This window comes from Pseudoteredinibacter isoporae (genome assembly GCF_040372805.1).
Lineage (GTDB): Bacteria > Pseudomonadota > Gammaproteobacteria > Pseudomonadales > Cellvibrionaceae > Pseudoteredinibacter > Pseudoteredinibacter isoporae_A.
Genome location: NZ_BAABWJ010000003.1, coordinates 21,828 through 42,959, shown reverse-complemented (window position 1 = coordinate 42,959; position 21,132 = coordinate 21,828). Strand labels below are relative to the sequence as shown.

Here is a 21,132-nt window from a genome sequence, read left to right as displayed (position 1 = left end):
AGCGGCCATTGGTCGCCTAATCCACTGATTTTCTCTTCTCACTTCAGCAAATCCACAGCAGGCCGCTATAGCTTGGACTATGGTTAAGAAAAGGCCCCCAATTGAGCCTTGTTCGGTTGTTTGCTAAAAGGTGAGAGAATGACAACAAAGCAATATCGATTAGTGACCCGCAGTGATTTTGATGGTTTGGTCTGTGCGGTTCTGTTAAAGCATCTGGGCATTGTGTCGGACATCAAGTTTGTCCACCCTAAAGATATGCAGGATGGCAAAGTTGATATTGACGACAACGATATCACCACCAATCTTCCCTATGTGCCTGGTGTCTACCTGGCCTTCGATCACCATCATTCTGAGGCTGTACGCAATGATACGGCTCCCAACTATATTATTGATCCAGAAGCGCCTTCGGCGGCCAGGGTGGTGTTTGATCATTATGGTGGCTTTGAGGTATTTCCCACTGATTGGGAAGAAATGATGGACGCCGTCGACAAGGCGGACTCCGCGCAGTATGCGCGTGAAGATATTGTGAATCCTCAAAACTGGGAACTGTTGAATTTCATTATGGATGCGCGCACCGGTTTGGGACGCTTTCGGGAATTCAGAATTTCCAATTATGAACTGATGATGCAGCTGATTGATTACTGCGCGAATCACAATATTGACGAAATACTGGAACTGCCTGATGTGAAAGAACGGGTGGAAATGTATCGCGAGCATCATCTTCTGTTTATGGATCAGATCAAACAAAACAGTACGGTGCATGGCAATCTGGTGGTCTTGGATTTGCAAGAGCAAGACCCGATCTGGGCGGGCAATCGCTTTATGATTTACGCCTTGTATCCCGACATCAATATTTCCATTCACCGCATGTGGGGCCTGAAAAAACAGAACACCGTGTTTGCGGTGGGTAAATCAATTCTGGACCGCAGTTCCAAAACCAATGTCGGTGAATTGATGTTGAAGTATGGTGGTGGCGGCCATTTGGCTGCGGGGACTTGTCAAATTGAAAACGATAAGGCGGAAGATGTCCTGGAAGAGCTGATCAGCAGCATTAATGCTGATGGTTAGCGGTTTGACTTAACGCCATTGGTCCCAGGCGTTCAACACTTTTCGGCTGTAGCGGTAGCTGCCATAGCTGCCGTTATAGCGTGCCAGTGCTTCTGGCCAACGTCCTTTTTCCCGGTCCAGGTAATGCCTCAAAATGGTACAGCCATAGCGTAGATTGGTATCCATTTTGGTGAGGTTGTCTTGTGGGCGGCCAATTTCTTTTTTCCAAAACGGCATGACTTGCATCATGCCTTGCGCGCCAACTTTTGAAATCGCAAATCGATCAAAATGACTTTCAATTTGAATCACCGCCAATACCATTTCCGGTGGGAGTTGTTGGCGACTGGCTTCGCGGTGCACGGCTTTTAGAATGCGCAAACGCTTTTCGGGGTCCTTGACGTAGCGCTTGAGGACCTGGGATTTGGCAACAAGCCAGACCTCGGCATCGAATCGGTCTTCAAAACTGTCTGCTAAAGCAATACTGGATTTCAAACGCTTGCGCAGTTCCGGGTCAACTTCCAGAGCTTGTGCAAAGAGGAGTGTGGGGAGGCAGCACAGCAGCAACACCAGTCCTGATAGGGTGAGTGGTGTTGCTTGTTTGCGCTGAAGATTGAACATGGCGTGTTGGCTCAGTGCCGATGAGCGATAAGCGCTATGGGGCACTTAGGCGATTCGGGCACCCAGTTTCTCGCTGAGGAAACTGGCCAGTTCACCACGGGCGACATCCTGGCTTTGTTCGTCGCGGCGGCCTTTGTATTCAATACTGTCCTTGGCGAGGCCTTTATCGCCAATAACCAAACGATGAGGAATCCCCATCAGATCAGTATTGGCCAGCATTACACCCAGGCGGGCTTTGGCTTCGTCCATCAAAATGACGTCAACACCCGCCGCACTCAGTGTGTTGTACAGCGCTTCACATTCCGTGGCAACCGCCTCGGATTTATGCATATTGATCGGCACGATGGCCAGCTGGAACGGTGCAATGGCGTCTGGCCAAATGATGCCATTGTCATCATGGTTCTGCTCAATGGCCGAGGCCACAACCCGCGTTACACCAATACCGTAGCAACCCATGCTCATCACAACGTCTTTTCCGTTTTCATCCAGAACCGACGCGTTCATTGCCTGGGAATATTTTGTGCCCAGCTGGAAGATGTGACCGACTTCGATACCACGTTTGATTTCCAGTTTACCTTGACCGCAAGGGCTTGGATCGCCCGTCACGACATTGCGAATGTCTTCAACACGGGACAGGCTTGTATCACGCTCCCAGTTTACGCCGGTGTAGTGGTAATCGTCTTCATTGGCACCGCAAATAAAGTCAGCCAGATGGGCCGCGCTGCGGTCAACAATGGTTGAAATATTCAATCCAACCGGGCCGATTGAGCCGACGCCGACACCCAGCTCGGCTTTGATGCGTTCTTCAGGCGCAAACGTTAATGGGTTCGCGACGCCTTCCAGTTTTTCCGCCTTAATATCGTTTAGCTCATGATCACCACGCAAAACCAAAGCAAGCAGCGGTGCGGTTTCACCTTCTTCGGCTTCACCCAGAACAATCAACGTTTTTACGCTTTGTTTCGGATCCGCGTTCAGATAATCACTCACCGCAGCGATGGTTTTCTGATCGGGAGTATGAATTTTTTTCATGGCTGCACTGGCGGCTGGACGTTCTCCGGACGGCGCTAAGGCTTCAGCTTTTTCAACATTGGCCGCGTAGTCGCTGCTATCACTGAACACGATATCGTCTTCGCCACTTTGCGCCAGTACGTGGAATTCATGGGAATGCGCGCCACCAATGGAACCGGTGTCGGCCAATACCGGACGGTAATCCAAACCGATACGATTAAAGATGCTGCAATAGGTGCCGTGCATCACATCGTAGGTTTCTTGCAGAGACTCCGCATTGGTGTGGAAAGAATAGGCATCTTTCATCACAAATTCGCGTGAACGCATAACGCCAAAACGCGGGCGAATTTCATCGCGGAATTTGGTTTGAATCTGATAGAAATTGGCCGGCAACTGCTTGTATGAGCTGATTTCATTGCGAATCATATCGGTGATGACTTCTTCATGGGTTGGGCCCAAACAAAAGTCACGCTGGTGACGATCCTGCAGGCGGGCAAGCTCTGGCCCATATTCCTGCCAGCGTCCGGATTCCTGCCACAGCTCAGACGGCTGGACCACTGGCATCATCACTTCCTGGGCACCGGACTTGTTCATTTCTTCGCGGACAATGGTTTCTACCTTGCGCAGCACACGCAGGCCCATCGGCAACCAGGTATACAGGCCAGAAGCCAGCTTGCGGATCATGCCGGCTCTCAGCATCAGCTGGTGACTGATGACCTCGGCGTCGGCAGGGGTTTCTTTTAAAGTAGCGATCAAAAATCGGCTGGCACGCATAGTGGTCTGTATCTCATATCAAGCGGTTTGCGGTTGAGCCCGGTCTTGCTATGCTGGAAGTACAATGCAGAAGCCTTCCGGGCCCGCTGCCCGCAATTCGATCAGGCAGCAAATGAACGCGCTATTTTAAGGCGCCAGCCTCTGGTGGTCTACGCCGTTTTGTTCGTCTTAGCCCGGTAAAGCCATTTCTGGGCCTGTTTTGGGTGCGGAATGGTTAAAATTTGATCGAGGATAATTCTATGGATGAAACCATGGATACCCAGCCCTTCAAGCTGGACCCACAATTGGCCGAGTCGACTGTCGTCGTTGGGCACTTTCCACTGTCGCTTGTGCTCTTGAGTAAAGATGCCAATTTCCCCTGGTGTCTGTTGGTACCCAAACGGGCCAATCACACCGAAATGCATCACCTGAGCGAACTTGATCGCCAGCAATTTGCCCAGGAATCGGGCTATTTATCCGAAGCTATGGTGGCCTTATTTGCACCCGACAAGATGAACATGGCGGCTTTGGGCAATCATGTGCCTCAGTTGCACATTCATCATGTGGCGCGCTTTAAAGATGACGCCGCCTGGCCGAACCCGATTTGGGGAGCGGTGCCTGCAAAAGCGTACGATGATGATGAATTGGCTTCGCGTCTCTCGCGTTTGAGAAGTGCATTGGCCTGTGATTTCTTCACGCCGGAAGAGGCGTAATAAGGTCATAGCTCGCTCATGCAAACCACAAAAAAGCCCAGCCTATGCTGGGCTTTTTTGTGGTGTTCCTGTGTCAGTTTTACCAGTGCCAGCGGCCACGAAGGGTAAATGAACGAGGTTGTTCCAGCGCAGCCTGATGGGTGCCATTAAACAGCGGGGTATCATTCACATAACTCAAGGTCACTTCGTCCGTGAGGTTATTTCCGATCAAACTGACATCCCAACGACCATCCACGGAGGCCAGGGTGACGTTGGCATCAATCTTCCAGAAGCTTTCCTGCAATGAAATCGGGTCGAGGTCGGCCTGACGGAATACGTCGTCAGTCCAACTGATATTGAGATTGCTGAGCAATTCAAAATCCGAGCCCAGTGTTTGAGTGTGATTGAGCCCTAAACTGAATTGTAGCTCTGGCGTATTTTCCGAGCTTTTGCCTTGCAGATCGTTAACCCCGGCAGCGGCACAGCTGCCGTTCGTGTAGGTCAGTGCCACGGCCGCAGCGCCAAGACTGTTGCCTGCCTCTAAGGCAGCGTCATACGCGGCTTGTCGAGCCTGGGTGAATTGTGCAGCGGTACAGGCCTGATTGGGAAATTGTTCAAACTCGAAATCGATATAGGCAAAGGCTGCCTGCAGATTGAGGCGATCACTGATGGCCCAGCGTCCATCAATCTCTAAGCCTTGTGTGACGGCTTTGGCGGCATTTTGCACGACGAAGGTTGTGCCGCCGGTAAAAATCGATGCCTGCAAATCATCAAACTCAGTACGGAATAAGGCGAGGTTCAATTCCGCCGCGCCGTCAAGCAAGGTCATTTTACTGCCCACTTCAAAGCTGATGACTTCCTCTTCTTCAAAGGCCGCGTCCCGGGAGTTATCGGCTTGTCCCAGTGCCATGTAAAACGAATTAAAACCGCCCGCTTTAAAGCCAGTGGAGGCGCTGGCATACAACATAGTGTCGTTACTGAGATCCCACTGAATGTTGGCGGACCAAGTGAGGCTTTCTTCATCGCGACTCATCCCCGGATCGTCTGGCGTAAAATGGTGTGTTGAAAACTCACCTGCGGTCTCAACAGTGGCGATGAGTATCGGGTTGTTGGTCGGGCTGGTTCCCCCTTCGACAAAATCGGCGGCGTGAACACTTTGCGAAGCGGACTTCTCTTCTTCGGTATACCGCAACCCCAGGGTCACACGGGTGCTGTCTGAAATATCATAAGTACTCTGGAAAAAAACCGCCCAACTTTCAGTGCTTTGGTCCAGAAGGGCGTAACGGTTGCCACCATTGATGCCTGCATTAACCAGAGGTTCGAAGGCCGCGGCTTGCCCACAAGCATTGGCAAGTGCTGCACCGGCACCGCCCGCTGAGCCTACAGCCGCGGCGACATTGTTGGCGGTCGTCAGTGCATCGCCGGAAACATACAGTGCCGGGTAGGCTGCACCGAGTGCGCTGACGCAGCCACCGTTGAGCAACGGTTGCAAGGTGCCGAAATTGAACAGACTCAAACCATCAACGGTCAGGTCCTGTTCCTGGTAAAACATGCCGGTAATGTAATTGAAATCACCCTCGGTATCTGAAGCAAAACGAAGTTCAATACTTTTTTGGTCGAAATCCTCACTGTCATCAAAACGCGCAGAAGACGTCGGGCCAAAGTCTGCATCCAGAAACCGCTGAAACTCGTAGGCGGAATGCCCCACGATGGCCGTAAGCGTCCCTTGGTCGCTTGCGTGCTCCAGTGTGATCACACTTTCGGTACTGTCACCGTCGAGTCTCCCTGCTGAACCAAAATCCATCACGCCGTTCGGGTCATTGACAAATTCTCCGTTGGCACCAAAATGTGTGAAGGGCGCTTGAGGAATATTTCCCATGCGGGTTCGATAGTCGGCACTGCTGCTGATGCCAAACGCGGATAAGCCGCCAGCGACCAGAATGTCCCAAGGTTGACCGATGGTGGTGAAATCGGCAGCTTCGGTTTTGATGTGCAATGTGGTGTTATCACCCAAGTCTATTTCGAGACTCAAGCGTCCCGCTTTTTCATCGCTGACGGGGACGTCGGCATTGTAAAAACGATTTTGAACCCAACCTTTGTCCATTTCTCGATTCATGAGAAAGACGCGGCCGCGCACCGAGTCGCTCAATGGCCCAGAAATAAAACCTTGTAAGTCGCTGGTTTCAAATTCGGTATTGTAGCTGGCACTCAACAGGCCGCTGAACTCATCGGTCGGTCGAGCAGAGCGGATGTTCAATGCTCCGGCAATGGTATTTTTTCCAAATAATGTACCTTGAGGACCTCGTAGTATTTCGACCGCTTCCACGTCAAGAAAAGAATAGCGCGACTGAGTGCCGCGCCCACGGTAAATACCGTCGACAAAGGTGCCCACCGATTGTTCGAAGCCCGCCTGGTTTCCTGATTGAATACCGCGGATATTAATTTTGTCTCCAATCGGGTCTTTGGTGACGGAAAAACTGGGCACATAATGGTTCATGTCGGTAAAGCTTTGAATGCCAGCATCAGACAGAGTTTCTCCGCTCATGGCGGACACAGAAATAGGCACATCTTGTAATGATTCTGCGCGTTTCTGTGCGGTAACAATGACTTCTTCCAGTGTTTGAGCTTGAACCATCGGAGTCATGCAAACGCTGCTGATGGCTACGGCCAGAAGGCATGACTTGGTTGTGGAATGCGGTGCTTGTGACATGGTGTTCCCCTATTCTTATTATTTCAGTGGTAGTGATATGTCGTTATGGTTATGGCATTGACCGTCAAAAGCATAAGCGTGTGTTGGCGTATTGAACTATGCCGAAGACGACAAACAGTGGTCTCGTGAAACCATGTCACTGAATTTGATATTTTTTGTTTCTTTTCAGAGACGAAACGAGGCGGAAGGATAATCAATTTTAGGAATAGTCGGTATGATGCTTATTTCTTTTTGGGGATGAATCTTACAACTTAATTTCGAGCATTCTGTTTGCTCCATGTCGTATACTATGGTCATCCGTTTTGATGATAACGCTATAAAAATAATGGAAAGTTATACTTCATTAAGCAGCTGGATAACCGCTCTGGAAGCCATTCTTAAAGAGCGAAATGTTTCCTACCCTGAGGTCTTGGCCGAAGCCAATATCGATATCGACCTGTTGCGTAACCCTTACGGACGTATTGAGGTCAGTATCATTGACCGTGCTTGGAAGGTTGCGCTTGCTCACACGGGAGATAAAAACCTGGGCATCACTTCTGCGCATCTTTGCCAGCCTGTTCATTGGCACGCCCTTGGTTTAGCGATGTTATGCAGCGCTTCGATTTCTGAAGCCATTGCTCGCCTGGTTCAGTTTCGGGAAATTCTAACGAACGTGGTGACATTGAACATGGTCCGCGATGAACAGTCTGTCTGTTTGCATATGAAAACCAAAATTCCCATTGAGGATGTTGGTTTGGAAGTGGTTGATTTTGGCTTTGCGGGACTGCTCACGTTATGCCGCTCCATCTTTCCGGATGACGTCAAGCCCAGCCGTGTGTGTTTGCAGAGGCCTGATCCGGAATCTCCCGATGCCTTTGAAGACTTTTATGGGTGTCCAGTGCACTTCGGGGGTGAACAGCATGAATTGGAATTTCCTCTTGCTGTCGCGGATCGAGTTCTGGACTATTCCGATCCCCAGTTGGCGGCTAGACAAGACGATCTGGCCCAGGATTATATTCAACGGATCGTCCAAAGCAGTGCCATTCTCAAAACTCAGGATGCCATCAAAGAATTGTTGCCTCAGGGGGAGCCCTGTCAGCAACTCATTGCCGAACGCTTATGTTTGAGCCCTCGCCAGTTGCAACGACAGTTGCAAAAAGAAGGCAGTAATTTCACGGCCTTATTGCGGGACGTGCGAATGGAACTGGCCAAGCAATATCTACAACAACAGTATCGTCCGATTACTGAAGTGGCGCTTTTGCTAGGCTTCGCCGACCACAGTAACTTTACTCGAGCGTTTAAGAGTTGGTTTGACTGCACACCCACAGAGTTTCGCGAAGGTCTGTAGATAGGGGCGTTGAATAGGCCTTTTTATTCAAGCTTTGCGCCGGCAGTGATTACGTGCTTCTGTCTGGACAATATCATGGGATTAATTTACATTAATCCCATGATTAAATTGTTTGGACGTGTAAGCCGTGTCAAATACCCACCCAATTATCCTCACATCCTCAATGTTATCGCATGCTGGGGGCTTCCTTTTGCGATCTCAGCGACGGCTCATGGCTTTCCTGAGCTTATCGCTGTTGTGCGTGTCCTTTGGTGCGCTGGCTGATCGCCAAGCTCAACCTAAAAACATCATTTTTATACTGGCAGACGACCTCGGATACGGGGATGTGGGCGCATTTGGCAATGATTTAATTCGTACCCCAAATATTGACGAACTGGCGAATGAAGGCATTTCCCTAACGGGGTTCTATACCAGTGGTAATGTTTGTACCCCGTCACGAGCCGGAATCATGACCGGCCAATACCCTATTCGTACTGGCTTGGCAGACAGAACCATCAACATTGGAGATGAGCGTGGTTTGAAACCACAATCGGTTTCGTTGCCGGAAAAGTTATCGCAACTAGGCTACAAAACGGCACTGATTGGGAAATGGCATTTGGGTGATAAAGAAGCTTACCACCCTGAAAATCACGGTTTTGATGAGTTTTACGGTTTGCTGTATTCAAATGATGAACCAAACCAGCAGATGCTCAACGGCCGTGAAAAAGAAGGTGCGTTTTCAGCTGAAACGTTGACGCTGGATTTTACCGAAAAATCTTTGACGTTTATTCGCGACAATAGAGACACACCGTTTTTTCTGTTTTTGTCTTACACGGCGCCGCATAAACCCTTGATTCCCTCCAAAAACTTTGCCGGCAAATCCAAGGCTGGAGCCTACGGTGACGTGGTGGAAGAACTTGATTGGGCGGTGGGGCAGCTCATGAAGGAATTGCATGCCCAAGGTTTGGGTGATGACACGTTGATTATTTTTACCAGTGACAATGGCCCGTTTCCAGAGGGCAGCACTGGTGGTTTGTTGGGAGGTAAGGGCAGCGCATGGGAAGGCGGATATCGAGTGCCGTTTATTGCGCGCTGGCCCGAGGTTATTGAGGCCGGCAGTTCTTCCCCGGCGATGACAATGAATATCGACATCATGCCCACATTGGTTACGTTAGCTGGTGGAACGGAAGAAGACATTCCTGAGGTCGATGGTAAGGATATTTTTCCGGTTTTATCCCAAGGGAAACCCTCACCCCATGATGTCTTGTACTTTTTTAATAATGAACGTATAGCGGCACTGCGAACACCACGTTGGAGATTGATGCTGAGTGATTATCCGCCCTGGCGTGATGCGCAGCCGATTCGATTCGAGGGTAAGAAAAACCTTTCTACGTTGCTGCACGACATGAACGTAGTGCCCAGTCAGCAATACGATTTGTCTCGAGACTTCCCAAATGAGAAACGTCATTTGTTGGAACTGTTGAAGCAAGGACGGAATACATTGGAGTCGCTTTCCAAGCAACCCGACAGCACGCAGTTTGATAACAGCCATCACAATTAAGGGCTTACGATGATGAAATGTAATTTAGGCATCGTCTTCGCGATGTGCCTTAGCCTATTGGGCATGACCGGTATCACGGCTGCAGAGTCTGTGAAGCGACCGCCTAATGTGATAGTGATTCTTACAGATGACTTGGGTTATGGAGACTTGGGTTCCTATGGCAATGAGGTCATTGATACGCCCAATCTAGATCAAATGGCGAATGAGGGTGTGCGCTTTACCAACGCTTATGCCAGTGCTTCGAACTGCACACCGAGCCGGGCAGGTTTGCTTACCGGGCGTTATCCAATACGATCGGGTATGGCTCATCAGGTATTGTTTGTGAACGATACCCATGGTCTCCCACTGGAGGAAATCACGATAGCGGAGATGTTGAAAGAGTCGGGATATCAAACCGCTATCATCGGTAAGTGGCACCTCGGGCATACAGAAACGTTTTGGCCAACGCAACACGGTTTTGATTACTACTACGGCCTGCCCTACAGCAACAATCAAAACCCTTTGGCCTTGTATCGAAACAGGCAAAAAATTGAAGAGCCTGTGGTTCAGCAAACACTGACTCAACGATACACATCGGAAGCCATCAACTTCATCCGAGACAACAAAGACCGGCCTTTCTTTATTTATATCGCCCATACTTTTCCTCATGTGCCCTTGTACGCATCGGAAGACTTTGTTGGAAAGTCCGAAGCATCACTGTATGGAGATGTGGTTGAAGAATTAGACTGGAGTACCGGAGCTATTCTGAAATCATTAAAAGCCATGGGGCTTGATCAAAATACTTTGGTGATTTTTACAAGTGACAACGGCCCTTATCAAGGGGGAGTTACGGCGGGGCTTCGGTCGACCAAAGGAACGGCCTGGGAGGGAGGATATCGGGTGCCATTTATCGCCCGTTGGCCAGGCGAGATTCCGGAAAACAAAGTCTCCAACGGTATATCCATGAATATCGATTTACTGCCAACTATTGCGACGATTACCCGCTCGGAGTTGCCTAAAGGCAGAAAAATCGATGGGCGCGACATTACCTCGATGCTGAAAGGTAGCCATGACTCACCCCATGAAAAATTGTATTTTTTTGCCGATGATGATATCGCGGCGGTTCGAACCCAGAATTGGAAAGCGGTTCTGTCGGGTCGTTATCGCGGGGTTAATCGTTGGTTCCCGGATCATGATCTAAAGCTGTTGTTCGATATGAACGCAGACCCGCAAGAGCGCTATAGTGTGGAATCTACTCATAAGGATCAGTGGGAAAAGATGATGCGCTTCTATCGTGAAGGCCGGAAGGAATTCGGTCTCTCAGCCCGTCATAAATCGCGCTGAAATCTGAGGAGCACGCGCATTATGGCTTGCTCCTTTGCGTCGAGATAAACCCGTATTCATTGGATGAATACAATGGTGAGGTTCTTCGGTCGATACCTCAAAATCCGCTTGGCTCCTTGCCCACATTTCTTTGTCTTCAGTACCCAGCGTCACTCACTGACGGCGCATTCTGCGCTCTTCTCCGAGACATTTTCTCGGTTTCAGGAGGGAGGCTGGCGACGTTTGCTCGGCTGTGAGTCTGGACAATATCATGGGATTAATTTAAATTAATCCCATGATTAACTCGTTCGGACGTGTAAGCAGTGTCAAATACCAAAGATATCCTATCCCTTTCTCCCATTGTGCCTGTCATCGTGATAAACCGCGTTGATGACGCTGTACCACTGGCGAATGCCATGGTGCAGGCGGGCTTTAAAACCCTTGAAATTACCCTGCGTACCCCTCAGGCACTGGAGGCTATTAGTCGGATTAAAGAGAATGTTGAAAATGTGGTTGTGGGTGCAGGTACCGTGCTCAGCGTACGGGATGTTGCCAATGCGGTTGGAGCGGGAGCTGAGTTTCTGGTGAGCCCGGGTTGTACGCCCTCACTGTTGTCTGCCGCACTGTCAACTCGGCTGCCGTTCCTGCCGGGGGTCAGTTCAGCCTCTGAGGTAATGACCGTTTTGGAGCGTGGCCTTAACTACATGAAATTGTTTCCGGCTGAAGCCAGCGGCGGCACGTCTTTGCTTAAAGCTCTACAAGGGCCGTTGCCCCAAGTGAACTTTTGCCCAACTGGCGGTATTTCCCCGGCCAACCTTGATGCCTATCTGGCCCTCGACAATGTAATTTGCGTTGGCGGGAGTTGGATGATTGACAAGCCCTCAATGGAGCGGGGCGATTGGGACGAGGTGGGTCGGCAGGCATGCCTGGCAATGGATGCTTGTAAAAAAACCCATTAAAAGTGGGATGATTAAATATTTCAAATGAGATTGATTCTTTGTAAGTCCTTATTTTTAGGTGTTTTGTTCGTAAATTAATCAAAAAATGTAAAATTAATGGGTTTAAATGTATTGACCGATGCTTATTAATGGGATTATATTACTCGTAAAGCAATAAGGTGAAAGTAGAGGGTCACCTGTCGTTATTGCATATGTGCATACATAATAAAGAAGAGGCGATAGATACGATGTTTAGCAAGCACACAGTAAATAGTTTGACGGCGGCAATTCTGGCGGCTGGTTCTGGCGTGACAGTTGCGCAGGATGATGGGGACTCCCAGTCTCTGGCGTTGGAGGAGGTAGTGGTTACTGCCCAGCGTCGATCTGAGTCTTTACAGGATGTGCCAATCAGCGTGTCGGCGTTTACTGCCGAATCCCTGGAAAAATCGAATATCACTGAGGCTGCCGACTATTTGTCGATGACGCCCAATGTTGGTTTTTCTGAAGATGGTGAAGGCGGTAGTCGCAGTATCAATATCAGCATTCGTGGTGTCAGCAATGTGACCTTGGATGGCGTTTCGACGGCTAACTCGATTGGTTATTACATCGATGAGTTGTCTGTGGGGAGCGTAGCCCAAGGTACCATCAACCCCCAGCTGCAGGATGTTGAGCGAATTGAAGTGTTGCGTGGCCCACAGGGAACCTACTTCGGTCGAAATGCTGTGGGGGGTGCATTGAACATCACCACTAAGAAGCCCGATGAAAATTTTTATTTTGAAGGTTCGGTCAGTGCCGGAAACTTCGGCACCCGTGGCGCTGAAGCCATCATCAACTTGCCAATCAGTGATCGTTTGATGGCTCGTGCGGTGATGGCCTATGACGAATCCGATACTCCAATCACCAATGTGAATCCTCTGGGGAACGATCCGTTTTATGAGTACGGCACGGGTCGTTTATCGATTCGCGCCCTGCCAAACGACGACGTCACACTCGATTTAAGCATCACTCACACTACAGAGGATGAAGGCGGCGATATCAGCATTCCGACCGGTGTTGTGGATCTGGATACGCAATCCATTTTTGGTATCAGTGCCAGCGATGCGATTGATTCCGGCCAGGGCTTTTATCCGGACAATAAGCGTCGAATCGATCGCGATTCCCGTGAACTGAATGAAAAATCATTTACGATTGTGAATGGTCGGGTGAACTGGGATTTGGATGGCATGGTATTTACTTCGGTCACCGGTTGGTTGGACAGTTCCTTTGATCGTGTGGCTGATCTGGATGGCATTCCCCTAACTTTCGGTCCGCTCCCTCTGCGTCGTGTGAATGATTACACCGGTGAGTCGATCAGTCAGGAATTCCGTTTGCGCTCCGATGGCGAAGGTGCCATTGATTGGACGGTCGGTGTGTTTTATGTCGAAGACGAATTGCGTCGAGCAAACCAGATTCAAATCATGCCGGATTCCGATCCGAACGCTGCGAACCCGCTCGGTTTTATTAACAACAACCAACAGTATGCCAAATATGAAAGCTCGGCGCTGTTTGGTGAAATGGTGTGGCATATCGATGAGACTTTGGACCTGACCCTGGGCGGTCGATATTCCCGAGACAAAGTCACCGTTTCTGAAATTGATTTTAATCGCGGTCCGGATCCTATTCGCGATAATGTGAGCTTTAACGATTTTTCACCGCGCGTGGTTCTGCGTTATATGCCGGATGAGGACTGGACTTGGTACGGCAGTATTGCCCAAGGTTACAAAGCCGGTGGTTCTGATGTCTCTGGTGGTTCACGTACGGCGGGTGCTCGTTTTGAACCTGAAGAACTGATCAGCTATGAGTTGGGTTTCAAGAGCAGTTTAATGGATGGTCGTGTAAATCTGTCCGGTGCTATTTTTGCCTTGGACTGGAAGGATTTTCAGGTGCAAACCAACCGTCTGGAAGATCCAACCGACATCAGCTCGGCAATTTCCACTACTCAAAATGCGGAAGAGGCCAGTGCAAAAGGTGTTGAACTTGAGCTAACCGCGTTGTTGACTGAGGGGCTGATTTGGTCGGCGGGCATGGGTTACACCGATGCGAAATTTGATGACTATAAAGATGCCGTGCTGAAAGGTGAAACGAATGGTCAGCCTAACGTCATTGATGTATCGGGCCAGCCTCTGCCGAGAACACCTGAGTGGAGTTTGAATACGGCTCTGGAATACCGTTTCTCGATCAGCAGTTGGGATTCTTATGTTCGTGCTGAGTGGGCCTACACCGATGACACGGTGAGTGATATCGAAGCGGTTGGTTCTTTGGTGGGTCGCACTGTGAATGGCGACGTATTCTCCTTGCCAACGTACCCCTATCAGATTGACAGCTATCAGGTAGTGAATTTCAGTGCGGGCATGGAAAGTGAAAATATTCGAGTGTCGGCCTTCGTTAAAAACGCTTTGGACGAAGACTATTACACTGGTACATCGGACAACTTTGGTGCAGCAGGTATTCGCGTCCGTCCTCACTATCGTGAGTTTGGTGTGAAGTTTACGTACATGATTCAGTAGTCGGCATACTCTCTAAGTCAAGTAGGCATGTGTCCTGTTAGCGGGTGGCTGTAATGGTCGCCCGCTTTTTTTATGGAGGCTGGATGTGATGGATTTACTGGTTGTCAGTGGTGCGAGTGGTTCTTTGGGGGTAGCCTTGTTGCGCCAGGCGTTAGGGCAAGGTTACGCCGTGCTGGCCCTGGTTCGAAACGAGCAAAGCGCTGAGAAACTGAGCGCCACTATCTCTCATGAGCAGTTGCACATGGCGGTGGTTGACTTTGCTCTGCCCGATTGTGCCGAGACGTTGTGGGGGGCGATCCACAAAGTGCGTTTCGGTTCACTGAACACGTCTGATATTGCCAAGGTCTCGCTTGTATTTAATGCGGCCTGTTATCCACCCGGAGGAACAGCAAAATCTCCCGCGCGTGAACTGCAAGCCTGGCGACACGTCATGACTGTCAATGCTTTTTCCGTGGATTTGTGTCTGTCGAAACTGTCGCCCTTGGTAGAACAAGGTGTGTTGACATCGGTTCTGGGAGTCAGTTCTTTGTCGGCATATGTGGGGTTGCCGGGCGATGCCTGCTATGCCGGGAGTAAATCCACATTGGAGCGAATCATTGAGTCTTATGCTTTGGATTGGCGTGACAAACCTGTGTCGATGGGCTTGCTGATCCCTTCGTCTTTTGCGTCAAACTTGCAGAGAGAAGCCTCTTCAGGGGGTGCATCGGCGACGAGTGCGGCCAAGGTTGCGGATAGTGCATTAAGCGCATTGGCCGAGGGTCTGAAGAAGTTTCGGTATCCGGCAGACCCTGCGGCAGAAAAAGTACTCGCTGAACTGTCCTCGGTCAAAAGAGAACATTTACTGACTTTGGTTCAGGGCTACTGTTGAATGGGTTCAGGATTCACCGGTGGGCTCATCTTCAAAATGACTGCGATTTTGGTTCAGCATTTCTACGGTGAGGCTGTGCGCGGTTTTTGCTTTGCCGGAGGCGATCGACCAGGCAATCTGATGATGCCGTTCCAAATCTTCTTCCGTGGTTTTCTCGTCCTGGATTTTACCCTGGGGAACGTGCGCCCGCAGATAAGTGGAAATGGCGTGTTTGAAGTGTGATAACACGGTGTTGTGGGAAGCCTTAAGAATGGCTGTGTGGAACGCGATATCGGTTTCCATTTTTTTATGTTGATCGGAACCGGCGGCGGCCATTTCTTCATAGGCGGCAAGAATGGTAGCGATGTCTTCTTTGGTTGCGCGCTTGGCGGCAAGCTCGGCGGCTTTGGGTTCTATGATTCGACGCAGCTCGATCAGGTCGAGCATGAACTCACGGGTAGCGGCCTCTGGATCGGCGTGCCAGGCGAGCACATCTGGATCGAGCATGTTCCATTCATCGCGTGGGCGAACTTTTGTGCCGCTTCGAGGGGCTGTGGAGATCAGGCCTTTACCGGAAAGTACTTTAACGGCTTCGCGCAGGGCGTTACGTCCTACCCCGAGATTGGCAGCCAATTCTTGCTCAATGGCCAGTGTACTGCCTTGGGGGTAGGTGCCGTTGGCGATGCGTCGCCCTAATGTGTCCACGGCGGCATTGACCTGGCCGCGGGTGTTTTTGCGAGGTGCTTCTGTTTTGCTCATTATAAATCCCTGGCTGATTCTGTTCCGGTAGTAGTGCGTCCTACGGGCCTGCTGGCAGTTGTTGATTCTATCTAAATTAACTTATTGGATCTATTTAATAATCGTAAGGTGGGATTATATACCCTGGCAAGTTGTGTGCCCGTTTGCCAAGTTTGTACTTTTTAAGCCCTATAGCACCGAATTTACAGTGTTTGATGCTGTTTTTCAAAAATCACGGCTTTCTTAATCATGGGATTATTGACAATTAATGGGATTATTATTAAATTGCTCTTATTGAGTCGGCCTGGGCTTGGGCTGCCTGTATTTGAATTTAATGGCCTGTGTGCCGTGCTTGGGAGGTTTTATGGCAGATAGCGATGTAATCATTGTGGGAGGCGGGCATAACGGACTGATCTGTGCCGCGAAGCTTGTGAAAAACGGGCTGAAGGTCATTGTTTTGGAGCGCAATGAGTGGGTAGGTGGCGGTGCCCTGACGCGTGAGTTGACGTTGCCTGGCTTTAAACACGACCCCTTCGGTTCGTCCCATGTATGGATTCACTTGAATCCGGATTTCCAAGAGCTTAAACCTGAGTTTGAGAAGCACGGTTTGAAATACATCTGGTCCGAAGATCAGATTACCGGCCACCCTAATAAATACGAAGGTGATGGCATTGTAGTGTACAAGGATGTCGACAAAACCTGTGACACCATTGCCGCTTACTCCCCCAAAGACGCCCAACGCTATCGCGAAATCTACGAGGAGTTTGGTGAGATTCAAGAGGGTGTTGTGAAGGGAATGTTTTCCCCGCCGGCACCACCGAGCTATATGTACCAAGGCCTGGAAAATAACCCTGAAGGTTTGAAGCGATTGCGTGAATATCAATTGAGTTCGCGCCAGTTCACCCTCGAGAATTTTGAAAACGACCATGTGCGTGCGTTTATTCTCGGTTGGGCGATGGCTCCGCAAACCTTGCCTGATCAACTGGGTACCGCGGCCGGTTTCTACGTCATGATTCCGAGTATTCATTACTTCGGCCAGTCTATTCCCGAAGGCGGAAGTGGCATGTTGTCTGAATCCATGCGTCGTTACATCGAAGCCAACGGCAGCACGGTATTAACGGGCGCCAGCCTCGATAAATTTATTCTCGAGGGTGATGAGTGTCGTGGTGTGCGCTTGGAAGATGGGCGTGAAATTTTTGCTCGCAGCGGTGTGGTGAGTGCGCTCGATCCTTTCCAAACGTATTTGAAAGGCTTTGAAGAAGAGCAGCTTCCGACTGGCTTTACCAATATGGTTAAGAATTTCAGCTTCGGCGATATCACCATTGCTCGAGTGCATTATGCCTTGCACGAAGCACCGGAATTTCATGGTGGCGCGGATATGAATGCGACGGCCTTTCAGCGCATGTTCGGCACGGTGGCAGACATCGATAAGCAGTATCAGGAAATTGCCGCTGGAAAAATGCCATCCGATCCGTTCCTGTGGACAGCGGCCTGGACCCAAATGGACCCGAGCCGTGCACCAGACGGCAAACACACTTTGATTATGGATACCTTTGTGCCTGTGGATTTGGCCAGCGGTGAAAACTGGGAAGATCTTGGTGCAAAGTATTGTCGTGAAAAACTGTTGGGTCAGTTGCGTAATTACACCACCAATATGTCCGACGACAACATCATGGCCGAATACGTTGAAACCGGGCCGAGTCTGGCGCGAGCCAATCTGTGTTTCCACCGAGGTGTGACTACGGGAGGCGAACGAACCCTGGCGCAGATGGGGGCGTTCCGCCCATTCCCGAATTACTCCGATTACCGAGGGCCGTTCAAAAAGTTTTATATGACGGGGCCTTCCTGTCACCCAGGCGGCGGCATCTGTGGTATGGGCACCATTGCAGCAAACGAGATTCTGGCGGATCTCGGTTTGAAGAAAGAAGACGACGATTTTGATTTTTAAGAAAGGGCAGAGACGTGGCGCAGAAAAGAATTGATCCTTATACCGCATTGATTATTCAACCTGAAGTGAATGTGGTAAATGACCGAGAAGGCATTCAACTGAATCTGGATCGTGTAAAAAACATGATTCATTTCGGCGTAGGCTACCACTGGGAAGTCCCGGTAAAGCTGGTGGTCCTGCCGGAGTATTTCTTACAGGGTGTGGGAACGCCAGGTAAGGGCGAAAGCAAAATTGAAGATCAGCTGAAAAAGGCTGTGACAATTCCTGGTCCTGAAATTGACCAGCTGGGTGAAATTGCCAAAGAGTATGGTTTGTATATTTGCGGCGGTGGTGTGGTGGAATCTGTGCCCGAGTTTCCCGATCGTTGGTTTAATACCAACTTTATCGTGGGTCCGAGCGGTGATGTGGTGTTGAAGTACCACAAATGGCACATCAATGCTTCCTTGGGTTTGGGTACCAGCCCGCACGATATTTTTGATGAGTACAGCGAACACTTTGGCGGCGGCATCAAAGACCTGTTCCCTGTGATTGATACCGAAATTGGCAAGCTGGGCACAATGACTTGTCACGATGGTTGTACACCAGAAGTGTCTCGTGCATTGGGTTACAACGGTGCCGAGGTGATTTGTCATCCGGGTGCAATTCAGGAATTTGAAGGGGTTTCTCAGCCTTGGGATTTCTGGCGCTTCACCCGCCGGACGCGTGCCCACGACAATATGTGCTACTTGTTGGGCGCAAACTGGGGCAGTGTGAATTACGACTTTTATCCTAAAGCGTTCTGCCCGGGGCATTCGTTTGCCATTGACTACACCGGCATGATGTTGCGTGAAGCGCCGTACCCGAATGAGCAGGTATTGGCAGTTACCGTAGACATCGAGGCGCTTCGACAATACCGCACGAAAACCAACCACAACTGTTGGATCGATGTGCGCACCGAAGGCTTCCGTGAAATGTACACCAACCCAATTTACCCACCGAATCGTTTTCCTTCCGGCAAGCCGCCGAAGGCACTGGTTGAAAAAATCAGTATCTGCAAGGAAGTGTTTGACGATTTGTATGAGCGCGGTCAGTTCACGCCTCCGGCGGGAATGGAGCCTAAAGATGTCAGTGAGCAACTGCAAAAACGAATTGATTACGCCCAGCAGACAGGGCGTTTGAAAAAGTCCTAGGGTGCGAATATGAAAGTAAAAAGCAAACTGGCGGATATTGATTTTGAATTTGGTCATTTCGAGTACAAAAAAGACCATCTGATTATTCACAGCCATCCGGACCAGAGTATGCAGAGCAGGGTGTATGTCAGCCCTGACGATGTGGTTTCTGCCCTGGGCAAGGCGCTCAAGGTTCCTATGGTGTGGTTGTATATCCTGGCGTTCCCGGTTTTTCTGATCCGGTATCGCCGACGTAAGAGTCAAAAGTTAAAAGCCGCTCAACAGCAGCAGACAAAATAGCAATAGTGCACAGATTTCAAGAGGTTTTATCATGAGTAAGATGACGGGCGGAGAAGCGATTATTAAATCGCTGCGTAAAAACGGTGTGGACACTGTGTTTGCATTACCAGGCGGCCAATTGGATTTCCTGTTTGATGCCATGTACAAAGAAGGCGAGGGTATTCGCCTGATCCACACTCGTCACGAGCAGGCTACTGCCTACATGGCCTATGGCTACGCAAAATCCACCGGTAAAGTAGGTACCTGTGCCGTCGTGCCAGGCCCGGGCTTGTTAAACGCCGCCGGCGCATTGTGTACCGCCTGGTCGAACTATGCACCAGTCCTGTGTATTTCTGGTCAAATTCCGTCGACGGCCATTGGCAAGGGTTATGGTGACCTGCACGAGATTAACGATCAGCTCGGTATGATCAGTCACATCACGAAATGGTCTTCTTCGATTGATCATCCGGCTGAAGCACCGGTTAAAGTGGCGGAAGCGTTCAAACAAATGGCCACTGGCTATCCTCGCCCGGTTGAAATTGAAATGCCGATGGACATTATGGCATTGGAAGCGGAAGTTGCACTGCTGGACGGTGACAGCAGCTATCCCAAACTGCCTGTGGATGAGGATCAGATTGCTGAAGCTCTGAACCTGTTGCAGAACGCCAGCAAGCCGATGATTGTGGTTGGCTCCGGTGCCCTGGGCGCTTACCAGCAGGTACGTGATTTATCCGAAGCACTGCAGATTCCTGTGATGGCCTGCCGCAGCGGTAAGGGCATTGTATCCAGCGACAGCTACCTGAGTGCGAATTTTCCGATGGGGCATCGTTTGTGGGGGGAAACTGACGTCGTCCTGGCCATTGGTACCCGCCTCAACTGGCCTCTGACGATGTGGGGCAAAGACGATAATCTGAACGTTATTCGCGTGGACGTCGACCCGACTCAAATCAGTCGAATCTGTGAGCCGGAGCTTGGAATTGTTGCTGATGCCGGTGATGTTCTGGATGCGCTATTGGCGGCCAATGGTTCGTTTAAAGCCGAAAGTCGTGAAGCGGAACTGAGCGAGTTGAAGCAGCGAGTTGATGCCGAAATTCGCGAGAAAGTTGGTCCGCAAATGCAATACCTGGACGTTATTCGTGAGGAGCTGCCTCGAGACGGAATCTTCGTCGATGAAGTGACTCAGGTTGGTTTTGTGTCCTGGTATGGTTTTCCGGTTTATGAGCCGCGCCAACACATCAGCGCCGGTTACCAGGGGACATTGGGTTACGGTTACGCAACTGCACTTGGTGTGATGGCCGGTAATATGGATAAGAAAGTTATCCAAGTCAGTGGTGATGGCGGCTTTATGTTCACTATGCAGGAGCTCTCTACGGCGGTTCAATACCAATTGCCATTGGTCACTGTCATTTTTAACGACCGCCGCTTCACCAACGTGCAGCGACAACAGAAAGAGTGGTTTGACGGGCGCGTGATTTGTTCAGATCTGCACAATCCAGATTTTGTGAAAATGGCAGAGAGTTTCGGAGCCAATGGTTTCAAAGCCACTTGCCCGGAAACGATGCGCGAAGCGATTCGCCAAGCCTTTGATGCGACAGGTCCATCGATCATTGAAGTTGAGATTAATGAATTCTTCCCGGCGCCTTGGCCATTCTTGATGATGCCTCAGAATCGCCAGTCAGTGTGTTCTTAAT

Annotated in this window: 16 protein-coding genes; 12 read left to right on the top strand and 4 right to left on the bottom strand. The window is 50.1% G+C overall.

What is annotated here, in order from left to right; all coding sequences use genetic code 11:
- The first annotated feature begins 138 nt into the window (after positions 1-138).
- Positions 139-1,068: an exopolyphosphatase gene (locus ABWW03_RS08330; protein WP_353407627.1), complete on the top strand. Its 930-nt coding sequence runs from the start codon at positions 139-141 to the stop codon at positions 1,066-1,068.
- 9 nt (positions 1,069-1,077) lie between these two features.
- On the opposite strand, the gene ABWW03_RS08325 is transcribed toward ABWW03_RS08330, so the two are convergent.
- Both ABWW03_RS08325 and ABWW03_RS08320 read right to left on the bottom strand, forming a co-directional pair.
- Positions 1,078-1,665 (bottom strand): lytic transglycosylase domain-containing protein, encoded by a 588-nt coding sequence (locus ABWW03_RS08325; RefSeq protein ID WP_435372750.1) that lies wholly within the window; start codon positions 1,663-1,665, stop codon positions 1,078-1,080.
- Between the two features lie 45 nt (positions 1,666-1,710).
- The gene (locus tag ABWW03_RS08320; RefSeq protein WP_353407625.1) at positions 1,711-3,447 is read right to left on the bottom strand and encodes a proline--tRNA ligase; all 1,737 of its coding nucleotides are present in this window, start codon (positions 3,445-3,447) and stop codon (positions 1,711-1,713) included.
- Positions 3,448-3,686: 239 nt separating this feature from the next.
- Between ABWW03_RS08320 and ABWW03_RS08315 the strand changes: the two genes are divergently transcribed.
- Positions 3,687-4,139: an HIT family protein gene (locus ABWW03_RS08315; protein ID WP_353407624.1), complete on the top strand. Its 453-nt coding sequence runs from the start codon at positions 3,687-3,689 to the stop codon at positions 4,137-4,139.
- A gap of 79 nt (positions 4,140-4,218) precedes the next feature.
- Here the strand turns inward: ABWW03_RS08315 and ABWW03_RS08310 are convergent, their stop codons facing one another.
- Positions 4,219-6,828: a TonB-dependent receptor gene (locus ABWW03_RS08310; RefSeq protein ID WP_353407622.1), complete on the bottom strand. Its 2,610-nt coding sequence runs from the start codon at positions 6,826-6,828 to the stop codon at positions 4,219-4,221.
- 325 nt (positions 6,829-7,153) lie between these two features.
- Here ABWW03_RS08310 and ABWW03_RS08305 point away from each other — a divergent pair, with 325 nt between their 5' ends.
- The 6 genes from ABWW03_RS08305 (at position 7,154) to ABWW03_RS08280 (ending at position 15,349) form a co-directional block, all read left to right on the top strand.
- Positions 7,154-8,155 carry an AraC family transcriptional regulator gene (locus tag ABWW03_RS08305; protein WP_353407621.1) on the top strand — a complete coding sequence of 334 codons (1,002 nt, stop codon included), beginning with the start codon at positions 7,154-7,156 and terminating at the stop codon, positions 8,153-8,155.
- A 211-nt stretch (positions 8,156-8,366) separates the two neighbouring features.
- Complete coding sequence (locus tag ABWW03_RS08300; RefSeq protein WP_353407620.1) at positions 8,367-9,695, top strand: sulfatase-like hydrolase/transferase; 1,329 nt, start codon at positions 8,367-8,369, stop codon at positions 9,693-9,695.
- Positions 9,696-9,704: 9 nt separating this feature from the next.
- Positions 9,705-11,018 carry a sulfatase family protein gene (locus ABWW03_RS08295; RefSeq protein WP_353407619.1) on the top strand — a complete coding sequence of 438 codons (1,314 nt, stop codon included), beginning with the start codon at positions 9,705-9,707 and terminating at the stop codon, positions 11,016-11,018.
- A gap of 302 nt (positions 11,019-11,320) precedes the next feature.
- On the top strand, positions 11,321-11,956 hold the full coding sequence (locus tag ABWW03_RS08290) for a bifunctional 4-hydroxy-2-oxoglutarate aldolase/2-dehydro-3-deoxy-phosphogluconate aldolase (RefSeq protein ID WP_353407618.1): 636 nt from the start codon (positions 11,321-11,323) through the stop codon (positions 11,954-11,956).
- Positions 11,957-12,183: 227 nt separating this feature from the next.
- On the top strand, positions 12,184-14,481 hold the full coding sequence (locus ABWW03_RS08285; RefSeq protein ID WP_353407617.1) for a TonB-dependent receptor: 2,298 nt from the start codon (positions 12,184-12,186) through the stop codon (positions 14,479-14,481).
- An 88-nt stretch (positions 14,482-14,569) separates the two neighbouring features.
- Positions 14,570-15,349 carry an SDR family NAD(P)-dependent oxidoreductase gene (locus tag ABWW03_RS08280; RefSeq protein ID WP_353407980.1) on the top strand — a complete coding sequence of 260 codons (780 nt, stop codon included), beginning with the start codon at positions 14,570-14,572 and terminating at the stop codon, positions 15,347-15,349.
- 6 nt (positions 15,350-15,355) lie between these two features.
- Here ABWW03_RS08280 and ABWW03_RS08275 read toward each other — a convergent pair whose 3' ends face one another.
- The gene (locus tag ABWW03_RS08275; RefSeq protein WP_353407615.1) at positions 15,356-16,087 is read right to left on the bottom strand and encodes a FadR/GntR family transcriptional regulator; all 732 of its coding nucleotides are present in this window, start codon (positions 16,085-16,087) and stop codon (positions 15,356-15,358) included.
- 343 nt (positions 16,088-16,430) lie between these two features.
- Between ABWW03_RS08275 and ABWW03_RS08270 the strand changes: the two genes are divergently transcribed.
- From ABWW03_RS08270 to ABWW03_RS08255, 4 genes are read left to right on the top strand one after another with little or no spacing between them, the layout of a single operon-like run.
- Complete coding sequence (locus ABWW03_RS08270) at positions 16,431-18,014, top strand: phytoene desaturase family protein (protein WP_353407614.1); 1,584 nt, start codon at positions 16,431-16,433, stop codon at positions 18,012-18,014.
- A 14-nt stretch (positions 18,015-18,028) separates the two neighbouring features.
- Positions 18,029-19,183, top strand: coding sequence for a nitrilase-related carbon-nitrogen hydrolase (locus tag ABWW03_RS08265; protein WP_353407613.1), 1,155 nt, complete (start codon positions 18,029-18,031; stop codon positions 19,181-19,183).
- Between the two features lie 9 nt (positions 19,184-19,192).
- Complete coding sequence (locus ABWW03_RS08260) at positions 19,193-19,462, top strand: hypothetical protein (RefSeq protein WP_353407612.1); 270 nt, start codon at positions 19,193-19,195, stop codon at positions 19,460-19,462.
- 31 nt (positions 19,463-19,493) lie between these two features.
- On the top strand, positions 19,494-21,131 hold the full coding sequence (locus ABWW03_RS08255) for a thiamine pyrophosphate-dependent enzyme (protein ID WP_353407611.1): 1,638 nt from the start codon (positions 19,494-19,496) through the stop codon (positions 21,129-21,131).
- The last annotated feature ends 1 nt before the right edge of the window (position 21,132 follow it).